Below are 14,320 nucleotides of genomic sequence, written 5' to 3'. Positions count from 1 at the left end.
ACCTACCCGCGTGACACAGACCCTACACACGCTGTTGAAGGTTCGCAACATACACTGTGCAGTGCGTATGCAAGAACCTCGCCAGGTCGGAAAGATGGATGGGGCCGGACTTGCCCCTGACGCCGTACGGCTGCGACCATCGTGATTGTGCCCGCACGCCTGACCGCTCTGGACTCCTCCTTCCTCCACCTCGAGGACGGTGGCGCCCACATGCACGTGGCCGCCGTCATGACCTTCGACGGCCCGGCCCCCGCGTACGACGACCTGCTCGAAGCCATCGGGTCGCGCCTGCACCTCGTGCCGCGCTACCGCCAGCGGCTCGCGTTCGTCCCGCTCGGCCAGGGCCGCCCGCGCTGGGTCGATGACCCGCACTTCAACGCCGGGTACCACATCCGCCACACCGCGCTGCCCGCGCCCGGCGGCGACGACGAGCTCAAGCGGCTGGCCGCGCGCGTCTTCGGCCAGCGGCTGGATCGCTCCAAGCCGCTGTGGGAGATCTGGCTGGTCGAGAACCTCAGCGACGACCGCTTCGCGATCCTCAGCAAGACGCACCACGCGCTGGTCGACGGCGTCAGCGGCGTCGACATCGTCTCGGTGCTCTTCGACGCCGCGGCCGAGCCGTCCGCCCCACCCGCACCCCCGTCCTCGCCGTGGCTCCCCCGCCCCGTGCCGACCCAGACCGAGTTGCTGGCCGAGGCGCTGCTGGAGCGCACGACGGTCCCGGGCGAGGCGTTGCGCGGCGTCCGCGCCGCCACCCGCGCGCCGCGTGCCGTCGCCCAGCGCCTGGCCACCGGCGTCGCCGGGTTGGGCTCGATGGCGGCCGCCGGGCTCAACCCCGCGCCGCGCTCGCCGCTGAACGTCGCGATCGGCCCGCACCGCCGCTACACGTGGGTCGACGCCGACCTGCACCGCTTCAAGGCCATCAAGTCGGCGCTCGGCGGGACCGTCAACGACGTGGTGTTGACGAGCGTCGCGCTCGCCCTCGGCCGCTGGATGCGCGGTCGCGGCGAGGACACCGAGGGCCTCGTCCTGCGCGCGATGGTCCCGGTGAGCGTCCGCGCCGAGGCTGAGCACGGCGCGCTCGGCAACCGCGTCGCGACGATGTGGGCGCCGCTGCCGGTCGGCGTGCGCGACCCGGTCGACTGCTTCGACGAGGTCCACGCGGCGATGGCCGGCCTGAAGGAGTCCGGCCAGGCGGTCGGCGCCGAGACGCTGACCCAGCTCGCGGACTTCGCGCCGCCGACGATCATGTCCCAGGCCGCGCGGCTGCAGGCACGTCAGCGGTTCTTCAACGTCGTCGTGACCAACGTGCCCGGCCCGCAGGTCGAGCTGTTCCTGCTCGGCCATCGGATGCGCGGGCTGTACCCGGTCGTGCCGCTGGCGCTCAAGCAGGCGCTCGGCATCGCGATCATGTCCTACAACGGGCGCCTGGGCTTCGGGTTGTTGGGGGACTTCGACGCGCTGCCCGACCTGGAGGACATCGCCACGCACCTGGAGGGCGCGATCGACGACCTCGGCGCGGCGACCGGCGCGAACGACCGCGTCGGCCGGACCGGGCCGCGGCGGCGCCCGACCGCCTCCGCGCCGCGGTGACGGGAACCGTCGGGGCGCGCGTCCTGCGCGGGGCGGCCGTCGTCGTCCTGGCCTTCGCGGGCCTGGCGCTCGCGCTGTGGTTCTTCACCGCCCAGGACGACGCGACCACGCGCGCGCCCGACGCGGCGGTCCCCGGCGTCACCGCGGCCGACCCGAAGGCCTGGGCCGCCGAGCTGCGCAAGGGCAACCTGGTGATCGCGACCACGGACGCGTCCACCGCCGCCGCGGCGCGCACATTGGCGCGCGACGTCGCCAGCGCGCCGGACTCCGCCGACCTGCGCGCGGCCGGCCAGTCGATCCGCGTCGCCCGCGTCCTGGGCCCACTCGACGCGACGCTCGTCGCCTACGCCCACGGCCGCGCGATCGCGGTCGACGCCGTCGGCGACCCGCAGCTCAGGGCGTTCTTGCAGTACTGGCTCGGGCGCTCCGCAGGCTGAGGTCGCGCGGCAGGACGCTGTCGGGGTCGCTGTCGATCCAGGCGAGGGCGCCCTTGCTCAGCTTCGCGCCCCGCGGCACCCGCCCGTGCACGACCTGCGGCCGGGTCGAGCCGGGCAGCGAGAAGCGGATGAAGTTGTGGTGCTTGGTGTCGTAGGAGAGGTGCAGGACGTCGCGGCACGGCGCGCCGCAGGCGACGCGCAGCGTGAAGCGTCCGTGGGCGTCGACGCGCGCGGACTTCGACAGCAGCCGCGGGCGCGCGCAGACCTTCTGCGGCACCGCCTCGGGCGCGGCGGCGGTGCCCGCCCCGACCTCGGTCACCCCGATCGTGACCCGCTCGCACTGCTGCGAGGCCCACGCGATCCGCGTGCCGTCGAACGACCACCACTGTGGGTCGGCCGCGGGCCGGACGAGCGTCTCGCGACCGAAGTCGACGACGGGCGTGAGGTGGCCGTCGAGACCGCCGACCGCGATCTGCTGCGCGCCGTTCGGTGCCCGCACGCGCACCGCGATCCGGCCGCCCACGATCCGCACCGCGGGCGCGTGGTCGTTGTCATCGCCGTCGACGCCGACCAGCGGGAGGTCGGTCGGCACGACGCGCGCCGCGACGTCACCGGGCGCCCGGACCACGACGGTGCGAGGGTACGTGCGGTTCTGCACCTCCAGGATCTCGGTGCCGTCGTCCTGCACGGCGCCATCGATCACGTAGCGCTCGCCGCCGAGCGGCGGGTAGGTGCCGCGCACGGCGCCCGTGGCGGCGTCGTAGAGCGTCTCCCTGGCCGCGAGGACCCCGCCGGCCGTCCACGCCCCACCGGAGAGGCCGGCGTGGGTCTCCGCCGACCACGACGCGCCGGTCACGAGGTCCTGCGCGTGCGTCACGGGCCCGCCGCAGGGGTCGTTGTAGAGGAGCACGTCGCCGGCCAGGCTGAGCGACTGCGAGGCGGTCTGCTCGACGTCGGCGTGGCACGCGACCACGGTCTGCGGCACCGCGCCCGGCGCGCCCGCCGCGACGCGACCCGACAACAGGCGCGACGGCGTGTACTTGTCGCCTGTCTTCGAGAACTGCTCCAGGTAGGCCAGCCGCGTCGGCGAGCCCGCCAGCGTGAGGGCGTGCCACTCCCGCCACTCGCCCAGGTCGTGCCCCTGCGGACCGAGCCGCGCGATCCTGCCGCCCGGCGCGGATTCGATCGTCCACGCTCCCCAGCTGCTCCCACGCGCCCAGACGACGCGATCGCCCGCGAGCACCGGCCCGACGACGCGCGTGCCGGTCAGCACGAAGCGCAGGTAGTCGCGACCGACGTCCCAGCGCGTCAGCTCGCGGGCGTCCGCGCCGCCCGGAGCGACGAGCGCCGCCGCCGCCAACACCACCAAGATCCTCCGCATCACCGCCACCGACGGGCGGCGTGCCCAGAGGTTGCGGGCTTCTAGCGCACCGCGATCGTCATGCGGACCAGCGCGCAGAGGCGCTCCTGGTCGTCGGCGATCTCGACCTCCCAGACCCAGGTGGTGCGGCCGCGGTGGCGGGCGCGGCAGGTCGCGTGGATCGTGCCCTCGAGGATCGGGCGCACGAACGAGGTCTGGTTCGACAGGCCCTGCGCGGTCTTGCCGTCCTCCTGGACGACGACCCAGGTGCCCAGCGAGGTCATCGACTCGGCGATCGAGGCGAACACGCCGCCGTGCACCAAACCCGCGGGCTGAAGGTGGTCCGGGGTGACGTCGACGTGGCCGGTCATGACGCCCGCGTCCGTGTCGTAGGTGTCGATGACGAGCCCGTAAAGAGCGTCGAACCCCTGGTTCAAGACGAACGGCAACTGAAGATCCATGAGGGAGCGGCACGATACCGGCGGCGGTTCGGTTAGCCTCCTGCGCCGCATGGCGCGCTTTGAAGATCTCCCCGCCGACCAGAAGGCCGTCCTCCAGCTCGTGCTGCGCCAAGGGCGCACGTACGCGGAGATCGCCGGCCTTCTCAAGATCTCCGAGGCCGCGGTCCAGAACCGTGCCCTGACGGCGCTCGATGCCATCGGGCCGGCGACGGCGGAGCTGGATGACGAGCGCCAGGACGAGATCGGCGATTACCTGCTCGGCCAGCAGTCCGCCTCCGAGCGCGCTGCGACGCGGGAGTTCCTGGAGGACAGCCAGCCCGGCCGGGACTGGGCGCGCCAGGTCGCCTCCGAGCTGCGCGGCGCCGGCGTCGGCGGCGACGACCTGCCGGAGATCCCCGCCGACCCGGCCGAGGTCGACGAGGCCTTCGACGCGCTGCACGCCCGCCGCGAGGCGCGGGTGCAGCAAGAGCGCAGCTCCCGCCTGGGCGGCGTGCTGATCATCGTCGCGGTGCTGCTGGTCGTCGTCCTCGGCGTGCTGCTGCTGACCGGCGTCATCGGCGGCGACGACAAGGACGACAGCACGCCGGCCGCCGAGACGCAGTCCACCGGCACCACGACCGGCTCCTCGACCGCCAACGCCAACACCCAGGCCACGGTCGAGAAGCAGTACAACCTGACGCCGCCCAACGGCGGCAAGACGCCGCTGGGCGTCGCGAGCCTCGTCACGCAGTCCGGCAAGCGCGCGCTGGCCGTCGTCGGCCAGGAGCTCCCGGCCTCCGGCCACTACGTCCTGTGGCTGCGCAACGGCAGCAAGGTGAAGTTCTTGGGCTTCTTCCCGCCGGTCACGGGCTCCGGCACCGACAAGGGTCGTCTCCAGGGCCTCGTGGAGGCCCCTAGCGACCTCACGTCCTACAAGGAGATGCTCGTGACGCGCGAAGCGTCCTCGACGCCTAAGACGCCGTCCACGATCATCCTGAAGGGGTCGCTGAGCGGCTGACCTCCGCCAGCGCGTCGAGCGCCGCGGCGAGCTGCTTGCGCGCCGCGCGCTTGACGAGGAACCCGCCGAAGCGGTTGGAGCCCTGCAGCTTCTGCTCCAGCCGCAACTCGACCCGCGTTCCGCCGCGCGCCGGATCTTCCTCCAGCGTCACCGTCGTCACCGCGCTCTTCAGCAACCGCGCGAACGGCGTCCCTTCAAGATCCTGAGACCACTCGATCACGCGCGGCTTGTTGCGCCGCCCGATCCGGTAGTCCGCGCGCACCAGCGCGCCGCGGTCAGAGCGCAGCACGAGCGTGAAGCCCTGGCCGCTGACGCCCTCGACCCGCTCGACGCGCGGCCACCAGCGCGACAGCTGGTGCGGGTCGGCGACCGTCTGCCAGAGCTCCGCGGGCGGCAAGGCGACCGTCGCGCTGCGGCGCGTCACCGGCATCGCGCGCTCGGCCTACTCGCCGTCGTAGGACAGCAGCGACGCGACCGGATAGGGCGCCAGGCGCTGCCGGCCGTTGAGGAACGCCAGCTCGATCAGGAAGGCGCAGCCGACGACCGTGCCCTCCAACTGCTCGACCAGCTCGCACAGCGCGCGCGCCGTGCCGCCGGTCGCCAGGAGGTCGTCGTGGACGAGCACGCGCGCGCCGGAAGCGACCGCGTCGGAGTGCAGCTCCAGCGCGTCGGTGCCGTACTCGAGCAGGTACTCGGCGCGGACGGTCTCGTGCGGCAGCTTGCCGGGCTTGCGGGCCAGGACGAAGCCGGCGCCCAGCTCGCGCGCCAGCGCGGCGCCGAGCAGGAAGCCGCGCGCCTCGGCGCCGACGACGACGTCGATCTGCCCCCACTCGCGGGCCGCCGACGCCAGCTGGGTGACCGCGGCGTCGAGCGCCTCGGCCGACGCGAGCACCGGCGTGATGTCCTTGAAGACGATCCCAGGCTTGGGGAAGTCGGGAATGTCCCGGACGAAGGAGCCGATGTCGACGCTCATGGTGCTTGTGACGCTAGCCGACGATCTTGCGCAGATCGCGGATCAGCAGCAAGTGCTTGAGGTGCGTCGTGACGGCGGCGAGGTTCTCCAGCGCCTCGACCGCCTCCTTGCGCCGCTCGACGTTGCGCGACCGCAGCGCCGGGGCGAGGATCTGCTGCAACAACGCCGCCTCGCGGTCGGCGCTGGTCCGGAACGCGCGCAGGTTGCGCCCGCCGACGCCGTAGCGCGCCAGCTCGGTGACCGCGCGGATGATCTCGCGCTCGGTCTCGTCGTAGTACTTGGTCCCGGCGCGGTGCTCGCCCTTGATGACGCCGTACTCCTCCAGCTCGGCGATCAGGCGCGGCTCGGCGCGGGTGTCCTCGACGACGTCCTCCAGCGAGTACAGCGCGCCGCCGCCGGCGGTGACGCTCACGCCCGGGCGCCGACGCGGGCCGGCCCCGCTGCCACTGCCGCCGCCGTCCGACGATGGGGCCGGAACGGTCGGGTCGCCGTCGACGCGGCCGGAGGCCAGCTCCTGGCGGATGACCCGCAGCGGCAGGAACTCGTCGCGCTGCATGCGCAGGATCGTGCGCAGGCGCGCGACGTCGGTCTGCGCGTAGAGGCGGTAGCCGCCCGGCGTCCGGCGCGGCTCCAGCAGCTTCTGGTCTTCGAGGTACCGGATCTTCGAGATCGAGATGTCCGGGAACTCCTGGCGCAGCGCCTTGCAGACGGCGCCGATCGTCATCGCCTTGCCGCTCGGGCGGTCCTCGGTGACGCTGTCGCGCTCCTCTTCCACGGCGGCCATCAGCGCGAGAGGAACGTGAGCTTGTACTTGCCGACCTGGAGCTCGTCGCCGTCGGCCAGGTGGTGGGACTCGATCCGGCGCCGGTTGACGTAGGTGCCGTTCAACGACCCGAGGTCGTCGAGGTGGAACTCGTCGCCGCGGCGGACGACCAGCGCGTGGTCGCGCGAGACCGTCACATCGTCCAGGAAGACGTCGGAGTCGGGGCGGCGCCCGATCGTCATCCGGTCGTGGTCCAGCGGGAAGCTCTCGCCGACGCGCCCGCCGCCCGCGCGGACGACCAGCGCGGCGCCACCGCCCTGTTCAACGATGTCCTCGAGCTCGACCGGCACCAGCTCGCCGGTCTCGTCGATGCGGTACGTCGCCGTGGACGACTCAGGCGCGGCCGGTTCCGGCGCGCCGATGAACGCACCGCAGCGCTGGCAGTAGTTGGCGCCCTCCGCGTTGGTGAAGCCGCACTCTGGGCAGTGGCGAGCCATGCTCGGTTTAGGCCTCGGGCCGGGGCGGCCGGGGACCCTATTCCGCCGGCTCGTCGCCGACGGCACGCCCCGCGAGGATGTCGGTCAGCCGCTGCACGTCGGCACCGGTGATGACCTCTTCGCCACCCTCATGGCGCTTGCGCAGGCGGTTCACCAGCTCGGCGCGGAGGATGTCGATCTTCCCGTGCAGGATGCGGCGACGGTAGGAGATGTCAACCTCTTCTTCCGTGAGCTGCTGGATGAGGTCCTTGAGCTCCTGATCAGAGAGCGAGCCGAGATCGGGGAACGTGTCCATGCTGAGGTCCTTCTCCTCCTGGGGACGGGCCGGGCGAGAATAGCAGTGAAGGGCTTTCGCTCAAGCTGAACTTGAGGGTGCACCCCGAGTTGCGGACAACGCGTCCCGCGTGTAGACCACCGCGGCGATCAGCGACAGGGCCAGGCCGATGTAGAAGAGCACGTGCGCCAGGACGTCCACGCCGGCCATCGCGAAGAAGATCGCGCTCATCGTCGGCCATACGCCCCAACGGCCCCACCAGTTGATCTTCAGGTCCAAACCACGGCTCAGCGCGATCCGGCCGGCGATCAGCAGGTAGAGCTCGCGGGCGAGCAGGATCGCGATGCCCCAGCGCGGCAGCGTCTCGAACTTCCAGCAGATGATCACGCCGGTGACGACCAGCAGGCGATCGACGACGGGATCAAGCAGCGCGCCGAAGCGCGAGTACTGGCCGGTGATGCGCGCGGCGATGCCGTCGGCGTAGTCCGACCACGACACGATCGCGAAGAGGATCGCCGGCCACGCGTCGGTCCCGGAGTCGCTGCTCAGGCCCAGGATGAGCATGGGGACGAGCAGCGCGAGGCGGACGAACCCGATCGCGTTGGGGATCGTCCAGACGTTCCACGGCGCGTCGTGCAGCGTCTGCGGCGGCGGCGGGCCCGAGCGATCCAGGCCCGACAGCCGCCGGAACGTGAGGCGCGGGTTGCGCCAGGCCTTTACGGGATCGTCGGCCACAGCTTCTGCACGCCTTCCGCGGCCTCGCTGATCGCGATCCCGCCCTCCACGTCCTGTGCGCCACGCCGGATCTGCGCCTCGGCGGTGCCGGAGTCCATCGAACGCTTGCCGATCGTCAGCCGCAGCGGCGCGCCGAGCAGCTCGGCGTCGGCGAACTTCTCGCCGGGGCCCGAGGAGCGATCGTCGAGCAGCGCGCTGAGCCCGATCGCCTTGAGCTGCTCGTAGACGCGCTCGGCCGCCTCCTGCTCAGGCGTGCCGGGCTTGCCGAGCGCGACGACCTCGACGTCGAAGGGCGCGATCGCCTTCGGCCACGCGATCCCCTTCTCGTCGGAGAACTGCTCGACCGCGGCCGCGGCGATGCGCGCCGGGCCGATGCCGTAGGACCCCATGACGACGGGGTGCTCGGCGCCGTTCTCGTCGGAGTAGGTCAGGCCGAGCGGGACGCTGTAGCGCGTGCCGAGCTGGAAGATGTTGCCGATCTCGATCGCGGGCTCGATGCGGACCTCGGTGCCGCCGATCGTGTCCCCCACCTCGACGGTCCGGACGTCCAGCGTCTGGCCGCCCTCGTAGTCATAGACCTTGTGATGGTCGACGGAGTTGGCGCCGACGACGTAGCGGCCGCGCTCGATCGCCTGGTCGAAGAGCAGCTCGACGCCATCTGCCGGTCCGAGGAACCCCGCAGGACCGTGCAGCTCCTCCTCGCGCGCGGGACGCCACTTCTCGCCCAGCGCGTTGGTCAGCTTGATCTCGCCGACGCGGTGGTCACCGCGCACGACCACCACGGCGTAGCGATCCTCACCGACGATGATCGGGAACGCCTTGAGCAGGTTCCCCGCGGGCACGCCGAGGCCACCGGCGACCGCCTCGATCGTCGTCTGGCCGGGCGTGTGCAGCTCGCCGCTGATCGTGTCCGGAAGCGCGGGCACGGGCTGGGCGTCGGCGGTGGCGATCTCCAGGTTGGCGGAGTAGCCGTTGGGGCCCAGGACGACCTCGTCCTCCCCCGCGACGCACGGCGCCATGTACTCGTGGGCCATCGTGCCGCCCATCATCCCGACGTCGGACTGGCACTCGTACCACTCCAGGCCGCAGCGGTCGTAGATGCGCGCGTAGGCCTCGCGGTGGCGCTCGTAGTTGGCCTCCAGGCCCGCCTGGTCGCGATCGAAGGAGTACGAGTCCTTCATGATGAACTCGCGCGTGCGCAGGACGCCGGCGCGGGGCCGCGGCTCGTCGCGCTCCTTGATCTGGAAGTGGTACAGGATGAACGGCAGGTCGCGGTAGGAACGCACGACCTTGGAGGCGTGCTGGGTCACGGCCTCCTCGTGGGTCATCGCCAGCACCATGTCGGCGCCCTTGCGGTCCTGGAGGCGGAACAGCTCGCCGCCGATCGCGTCGTAGCGGCCAGAGCGCTTCCACAGTTCAGCCGGCTGGAGCACCGGCATCAGCATCTCCTGGCCGCCGATCGCGTCGATCTCCTCGCGGACGATCTGCACGACACGCTGGTGCGCGCGCCAGCCAGCGGGCAGCCACGTCCACAGCCCGGCGCCCAACTGGCGGACCAGCCCGGCGCGAACCATCAGCTTGTGGGAGAGCGCCTCCGCGTCGGCGGGCGGCTGGCGCTCGGTCGGCAGGAAGAGCTGGCTCATGCGCATGGCGCGGACGATACGGCGCTGCGCGCGTGCGCGGCGGCTCGGCTCGAACCGGTGGACGCGAGCGCGGTCTGCCTACTTCTTGCGCGTGACCTTCTCGCAGCCGCGCAGGCGGTCGCGGCGATCGGCGCGCACCGTGTCCTTGCCCGCGCCGCAGATGACGGTCTCGCGCACGCCGTCGACCGAGTTGATGGTGTCGTTGCCCGCGCCGCCGTCGATCGCGTCGTGGCCCGCGCCGGGCGACAGCGTGTCGTTGCCCGAGCCGCCAGAGAGCCGGTCGTTGCCCTTGCCGCCCACGAGCTTGTCATCGCCCTTGCCCCCGATGAGCCGGTCACGGCCCGAGGAGCCCGAGAGGCGGTCGTTGCCGTCACCGCCGTCGAGCACGTCGGCGCCCGCGCCGCCCTCCAGGCAGTCGTCGGCGGCGCCGCCCTTCAGCAGGTCGTTGCCGTCGTTGCCGACGAGGCGGTCCGGGAACGCGGTGCCGCGAAGCACGTCGTCGTCGCGCGTGCCGCGGATGACGTTGGCGCAGGGGCCGGGGGCGGGCGGCGGCGGGGGCGGCGCGTCGGTGCGGGAGTAGGACGTCGTCAGGCTCACCGGCGCGTCGTTGGCGTGGTCGGGGTCGGGCGTCGTCGCCGCGATGCTCACCGTCGAGGTGAGGATCGCCGAGAACGGGCCGGTCATCGGGATCAGGAAGTAGGGGTAGAACGAGACCTCGGCGCCCGCGGCCAGCTTGATGATCCGGCAGGTGCGATCGGCGCCGATGCCGGTGCACGTGTAGACGGGCGGGTAGTCCTCGGGGACGACGTTCGGGGCGATCACGCCCGCGAAGCGCACGAGCACGTCCTGCGCGGCGTCCGGGCCGAGGTTGCGGACCGTGTAGACGTGCGTCGACGAGCCCGCGGCCTGGCCGGTCAGCTTCAGATCGGCGCGGTCCTGGGTGAGGTCGCCCTTGCCGTCGCCGTCGGCGTCCGGCTCGACGTCGGCCTGCACGAGCAGGCGGCGGGCGGCCGGCGCGCCGGCTTTCGGGGTCCAGGTCTCGCCGGCGGTGGTCGGCGGGCTGCGGCCGGCGAGTTCGTCGCCGGGCAGGTAGGCGAGCGCCCCGAGGTCGGAGCTGCCGCCGGCGGCCGTGGAGCGCGCGGCGAGGCGGTCGCCGGCGCGGACCGGCACGCTGGCCGCGACCGTGACGACGTCGGCGCTCGTCGTGTGGACCGGCGCGGACTCGGCGGCGACCGTGAAGGTCGAGCCGCCGGGCGTCGCCGGGCGCAGGAGCTGCAGGACCGTGTCGCCGAGGCCGGTCTTCACGCGCACGCGCCAGCGGACGAGCACGCCGTTGCGCGGCACGGTGGCGACCGTCCCGGCGGCGGACAGCTGGTAGGCCTGGAGCGGGCTGCCGGACGCCGAGTAGCCGTAGGGGTCGGGCTGGAGGGTCAGCGGGCTGCCCACGGTCACGGTGCCGAGGCACGCGCCGGCGTGGGTGGTCGCGTCCGCGGGGCAGGAGTCCTGGCTGGTGTCGCCGTAGCCGTCGCCGTCGGCGTCGGGCTCCACGGTCGCGGAGACCGCCGGCGAGCCGGACGCGCCGACGAGCGCCAGTCGGCCGCCGGCGGCGATCGGCAGACGCGCTGTCGTGACGGTCGCGGGGCTGCCGGAGATCGGCGCCGGGTCGGAGGTCGCCGTCGTCGCCGTCCCGCCCCCGCCGAGCGCCTGGGCGCTGCGCAGGCGCACGGTCTGGCCGTTGGCGCCGGTGATCGTCCAGGCGGTCACCACGCCGTCCAGCGTGGCCGGATCGCCGAGGGCGAGGGTCTCGTCGGCCGCCGCGGGCGTGGCGGGCGCGATGACGGTCAGCGCGGTGACGAGGGCGGCCGCGAGGGTGGGGATCCGGAGACGTCCGTGCATGCAGCGGTGCATTCTGACCATGTCGGCCGAGGGAACGGCGCGATGGCGGATATGTTTCGGGGAACCCCGATCGAGAACCATCCGAATTGACTTCAAGCGCGCTTGAACGTCGATGATGTTGTAGACCTGATCGCAACGACGACAAGGAGACCCCGATGGCCTACTCCGTACCTGATCTTCCCTACGCCTACGACGCGCTGGAGCCGCACATCGACGAGGCGACGATGAAGCTCCACCACGACAAGCACCACCAGGCGTACGTGGACAAGGCCAACGCCGCGCTCGAGGGCACCGAATGGGCCGACAAGCCGGTCGAGGAGGTCCTCGCCAACTTGTCGTCCTTGCCCGAGGCCAAGCAGACCCCGGTCCGCAACCAGGCCGGCGGCCACGCCAACCACGTGTTGTTCTGGGAGTCGCTGAGCCCGGACGGCGGCGGCGAGCCGACGGGTGAGCTGGGCGACGCGATCAACGCCGCCTTCGGCTCGTTCGACGAGTTCAAGGCCAAGTTCGAGGACAACGGCGTGACGCAGTTCGGCTCCGGCTGGACGTGGCTGGTGCTGGACGGCGGCGAGCTCAAGCTGACCAAGACCGGCAACCAGGACTCCCCCATCCTGAACGGCCAGACGCCGCTGCTGGGCAACGACGTCTGGGAGCACGCGTACTACCTCAAGTACCAGAACCGCCGTCCCGAGTACCTGAAGGCGTTCTGGAACGTCGTCAACTGGGACAAGGTCGCCGAGCGGTACGCCGCGGCCAAGTAGCACCGGGCGTTCCGAGCGAGGGGCATGCCACGATTGGCGGCGTGCCCCTCCGCTCCGCCTTCTCCCTCGCGGCGGCGCTTCTCGCGCTGCTCGCCTGTCTCGCACCCGCCGCCGTCGCCTCGCCGCAGGTCAAGGTCGGGATCGCCGACGACGGCATCCTGCTGCACTCGCCCGAGCGGGCGCCCGAGGTCGTGGCCGCATGGAAGGCCGCGGGGATCGAGTCGGTGCGGATCCAGGTCCGCTGGGCGGGCGTGGCGCCGGGTGAGCTGTCGCCCACGATGCCGCTCGGGTTCCATCCGAGCGACCCGGACGACCCGCAGTACTCCTGGAAGTACTTGGACGACGCCATTGGGTTGGTGGTGGCCAACGGGTTGAACCCCATCTTGACGGTGACGGGCTCGGGGCCGCTGTGGTCCTCGCGGGTGCCGTCTCTTGGGTCACCGCGGTACATGCCAGATGCGGCGAAGTTCGGGGAGTTCGCGACGGCGGTGGCGCGACGCTACGGCCGGGTCGCGTCGCAGTACCTGATTTGGAACGAGCCCAACCAGCCGCTGTGGCTTCAGCCCCAGCAGGAGTGCGTGACGGGTTCGCGCAAGTGCTCCCCGGTCGCGCCGCACACCTACCGCGCGCTGGTGCGGGCCGCCTACCCGGCGATCCATCGCGCGGATCCGGGCGCGCAGGTGATCGCGGGGACGCTGGCGCCGCGCGGCGCCGATCCGACGCAGCGCAACCGGCCCTTGCGTCCTTTGGCCTTCATCCGGGCGTTCGGCTGCGTCGACGAGAAGTACAAGCCGATTCGCACCGGCCGCTGCCGCGGCTTCCAGCCCGCGCGGATCGACGGGTTCGCCTACCACCCGCACTCGATCAAGGCGTCGCCGTCGACGCCCTCGGCGCGGACCGACGACGCCAACATCGCGGACTTGAGGAAGTTGGAGGACACGCTCGACGGCGTCCAGCGCGCCCGCGGGTTCTCGACGCCGACCGGCGCGCACACGCCGCTGCACCTGACCGAGTTCGGCTACCAGACCTCGCCGCCCGACCCCTACGACGGGATCCCGGTGGCGCGGCAGTCCCGCTGGCTCCAGGAGGCCGCCTACATCGCCTGGCGCGATCCCCGCGTGCGGACGCTGGTGCAGTACGAGTGGCAGGACGAGCCGACCAAGTCGGTCGGGAGCGGCCGCAAGAAGTACGCGGGCTGGCAGTCGGGCTTGTTCTACAAGAACGGGAAGCCGAAGCCGTCCTTCGCCGGCTTCCGCCACCCCTTCGTCGCCGACGTGACGACGCTCGCGCCCCGCGTGCGCTTCTGGGGCCAGATCCGCCCGGGCCGCTCACATCGCGTCGCGCTCCAGCGCCGGTCGCCAAGCGGCGCCTGGGTGACGATCGCACGGCTGACCACCGACACGCGCGGCGTGCTCGTCAAGACGATGACCTTGCCCGGCCGCGGCGCGTATCGGTACCGGACGACCGACGCGCCGTCGCTGTTGGAGCCCGTCGTCACCTCCGACGTGCTGACGGTCACGCCGCTTCGGCGATCTCCATCGCGCTGATCAGCCCGGTCGCCTCGTCGAAGGCATACACATGGAGAACCTCGCCCTCGGCGATCACCGCGCCGTCGAGCGACCGCACCGTCTGAGCGACCGTCACCACCACGCGCCCGTCGTCGCCCGGCCCGAACCCGACCGGCTCCACGTGCGGGTCGATCTCCGACCACTGCCGCGCCCAGTACTCCTTCACGGCCTCCCGGCCTTTGACCGCTCCGCCTTCGAAGGCCTTCGGCCATTCGACCTCCGGCGTCATCCGCACCAGCACCGCGTCGGCGTCTCGCGCGTTGAACGCGGCGTACATCTCTTGCAGCAGGGTCTGGCGCTCCGGTGTGCTCATGGACGAAACAATACGCAACTGATGAGTTGCGCGTAAAACGCCTGCGCGC

General features: G+C 72.1%; 16 protein-coding genes. 5 read left to right on the top strand and 11 right to left on the bottom strand.

Translation table 11 applies throughout. The features are described from left to right. Positions 1-147 precede the first annotated feature (147 nt). Both ACT01A_RS00620 and ACT01A_RS00615 read left to right on the top strand, forming a co-directional pair. Entirely contained in the window at positions 148-1,593 is a 1,446-nt protein-coding gene (locus tag ACT01A_RS00620; RefSeq protein ID WP_445150298.1) for a WS/DGAT/MGAT family O-acyltransferase, read from the top strand. Further along, the gene (locus ACT01A_RS00615) at positions 1,590-2,030 is read left to right on the top strand and encodes a hypothetical protein (RefSeq protein WP_445150297.1); all 441 of its coding nucleotides are present in this window, start codon (positions 1,590-1,592) and stop codon (positions 2,028-2,030) included. Before ACT01A_RS00620 ends, ACT01A_RS00615 begins: the two co-directional genes overlap by 4 nt. On the opposite strand, the gene ACT01A_RS00610 is transcribed toward ACT01A_RS00615, so the two are convergent. Together ACT01A_RS00610 and ACT01A_RS00605 are read right to left on the bottom strand one after the other, a co-directional pair. After that, on the bottom strand, positions 1,987-3,411 hold the full coding sequence (locus ACT01A_RS00610; RefSeq protein WP_445150296.1) for a hypothetical protein: 1,425 nt from the start codon (positions 3,409-3,411) through the stop codon (positions 1,987-1,989). The genes ACT01A_RS00615 and ACT01A_RS00610 overlap by 44 nt on opposite strands. Positions 3,412-3,452: 41 nt before the next feature. Further along, a complete protein-coding gene (locus tag ACT01A_RS00605; RefSeq protein ID WP_445150295.1) occupies positions 3,453-3,851 on the bottom strand; it encodes a PaaI family thioesterase in 399 nt (132 codons plus the stop codon). 49 nt (positions 3,852-3,900) lie between these two features. Here ACT01A_RS00605 and ACT01A_RS00600 point away from each other — a divergent pair, with 49 nt between their 5' ends. Continuing rightward, positions 3,901-4,848, top strand: a complete 948-nt coding sequence (locus tag ACT01A_RS00600) for an RNA polymerase sigma factor (protein WP_445150294.1) — start codon at positions 3,901-3,903, stop codon at positions 4,846-4,848. Here ACT01A_RS00600 and ACT01A_RS00595 read toward each other — a convergent pair. The 8 genes from ACT01A_RS00595 to ACT01A_RS00560 all read right to left on the bottom strand — a co-directional run bounded on the left by ACT01A_RS00595 (position 4,820) and on the right by ACT01A_RS00560 (position 11,629). After that, positions 4,820-5,278, bottom strand: coding sequence for an SRPBCC family protein (locus ACT01A_RS00595; protein WP_445150293.1), 459 nt, complete (start codon positions 5,276-5,278; stop codon positions 4,820-4,822). The two genes, ACT01A_RS00600 and ACT01A_RS00595, sit on opposite strands and share 29 nt — an antisense overlap. Before the next feature lie 12 nt (positions 5,279-5,290). Continuing rightward, positions 5,291-5,821 (bottom strand): adenine phosphoribosyltransferase, encoded by a 531-nt coding sequence (locus ACT01A_RS00590; protein WP_445150292.1) that lies wholly within the window; start codon positions 5,819-5,821, stop codon positions 5,291-5,293. A gap of 13 nt (positions 5,822-5,834) precedes the next feature. Beyond that, positions 5,835-6,605: a transcriptional regulator FtsR gene (ftsR, locus tag ACT01A_RS00585; protein WP_445150291.1), complete on the bottom strand. Its 771-nt coding sequence runs from the start codon at positions 6,603-6,605 to the stop codon at positions 5,835-5,837. Beyond that, complete coding sequence (locus ACT01A_RS00580) at positions 6,605-7,081, bottom strand: FHA domain-containing protein (protein WP_445150290.1); 477 nt, start codon at positions 7,079-7,081, stop codon at positions 6,605-6,607. The genes ftsR and ACT01A_RS00580 overlap by 1 nt, the downstream gene beginning before the upstream one ends. Positions 7,082-7,118: 37 nt before the next feature. Continuing rightward, positions 7,119-7,376, bottom strand: a complete 258-nt coding sequence (locus tag ACT01A_RS00575) for an RsiG family protein (protein WP_445150289.1) — start codon at positions 7,374-7,376, stop codon at positions 7,119-7,121. Between the two features lie 60 nt (positions 7,377-7,436). Next, positions 7,437-8,090, bottom strand: coding sequence for a CDP-alcohol phosphatidyltransferase family protein (locus tag ACT01A_RS00570; RefSeq protein WP_445150288.1), 654 nt, complete (start codon positions 8,088-8,090; stop codon positions 7,437-7,439). Further along, on the bottom strand, positions 8,072-9,739 hold the full coding sequence (locus ACT01A_RS00565) for a proline--tRNA ligase (RefSeq protein ID WP_445150287.1): 1,668 nt from the start codon (positions 9,737-9,739) through the stop codon (positions 8,072-8,074). Before ACT01A_RS00565 ends, ACT01A_RS00570 begins: the two co-directional genes overlap by 19 nt. 72 nt (positions 9,740-9,811) lie before the next feature. Continuing rightward, positions 9,812-11,629: a hypothetical protein gene (locus tag ACT01A_RS00560; RefSeq protein WP_445150286.1), complete on the bottom strand. Its 1,818-nt coding sequence runs from the start codon at positions 11,627-11,629 to the stop codon at positions 9,812-9,814. A gap of 155 nt (positions 11,630-11,784) precedes the next feature. Here ACT01A_RS00560 and ACT01A_RS00555 point away from each other — a divergent pair, with 155 nt between their 5' ends. Beyond that, positions 11,785-12,390 carry a superoxide dismutase gene (locus ACT01A_RS00555; RefSeq protein WP_445150285.1) on the top strand — a complete coding sequence of 202 codons (606 nt, stop codon included), beginning with the start codon at positions 11,785-11,787 and terminating at the stop codon, positions 12,388-12,390. 41 nt (positions 12,391-12,431) lie between these two features. After that, complete coding sequence (locus ACT01A_RS00550; protein ID WP_445150284.1) at positions 12,432-13,937, top strand: hypothetical protein; 1,506 nt, start codon at positions 12,432-12,434, stop codon at positions 13,935-13,937. On the opposite strand, the gene ACT01A_RS00545 is transcribed toward ACT01A_RS00550, so the two are convergent. Then, on the bottom strand, positions 13,906-14,271 hold the full coding sequence (locus ACT01A_RS00545) for a nuclear transport factor 2 family protein (protein ID WP_445150283.1): 366 nt from the start codon (positions 14,269-14,271) through the stop codon (positions 13,906-13,908). The two genes, ACT01A_RS00550 and ACT01A_RS00545, sit on opposite strands and share 32 nt — an antisense overlap. Positions 14,272-14,320 lie beyond the last annotated feature (49 nt).

The organism is Baekduia sp. Peel2402 (assembly GCF_052567285.1).
This window is presented reverse-complemented; position numbering and strand designations above follow the sequence as displayed.

Bases quoted from the DNA above. Each gene is read 5' to 3' on its own strand.
- ACT01A_RS00610 (WP_445150296.1), bottom strand. From the start codon at position 3,411: ATGCGGAGGATCTTGGTGGTGTTGGCGGCGGCGGCGCTCGTCGCTCCG.
- ACT01A_RS00605 (WP_445150295.1), bottom strand. From the start codon at position 3,851: ATGGATCTTCAGTTGCCGTTCGTCTTGAACCAGGGGTTCGACGCTCTT.
- ACT01A_RS00600 (WP_445150294.1), top strand. From the start codon at position 3,901: ATGGCGCGCTTTGAAGATCTCCCCGCCGACCAGAAGGCCGTCCTCCAG.
- ACT01A_RS00595 (WP_445150293.1), bottom strand. From the start codon at position 5,278: ATGCCGGTGACGCGCCGCAGCGCGACGGTCGCCTTGCCGCCCGCGGAG.
- ACT01A_RS00590 (WP_445150292.1), bottom strand. From the start codon at position 5,821: ATGAGCGTCGACATCGGCTCCTTCGTCCGGGACATTCCCGACTTCCCC.
- ftsR (WP_445150291.1), bottom strand. From the start codon at position 6,605: ATGGCCGCCGTGGAAGAGGAGCGCGACAGCGTCACCGAGGACCGCCCG.
- ACT01A_RS00580 (WP_445150290.1), bottom strand. From the start codon at position 7,081: ATGGCTCGCCACTGCCCAGAGTGCGGCTTCACCAACGCGGAGGGCGCC.
- ACT01A_RS00575 (WP_445150289.1), bottom strand. From the start codon at position 7,376: ATGGACACGTTCCCCGATCTCGGCTCGCTCTCTGATCAGGAGCTCAAG.
- ACT01A_RS00565 (WP_445150287.1), bottom strand. From the start codon at position 9,739: ATGCGCATGAGCCAGCTCTTCCTGCCGACCGAGCGCCAGCCGCCCGCC.
- ACT01A_RS00560 (WP_445150286.1), bottom strand. From the start codon at position 11,629: ATGCACGGACGTCTCCGGATCCCCACCCTCGCGGCCGCCCTCGTCACC.
- ACT01A_RS00555 (WP_445150285.1), top strand. From the start codon at position 11,785: ATGGCCTACTCCGTACCTGATCTTCCCTACGCCTACGACGCGCTGGAG.
- ACT01A_RS00545 (WP_445150283.1), bottom strand. From the start codon at position 14,271: ATGAGCACACCGGAGCGCCAGACCCTGCTGCAAGAGATGTACGCCGCG.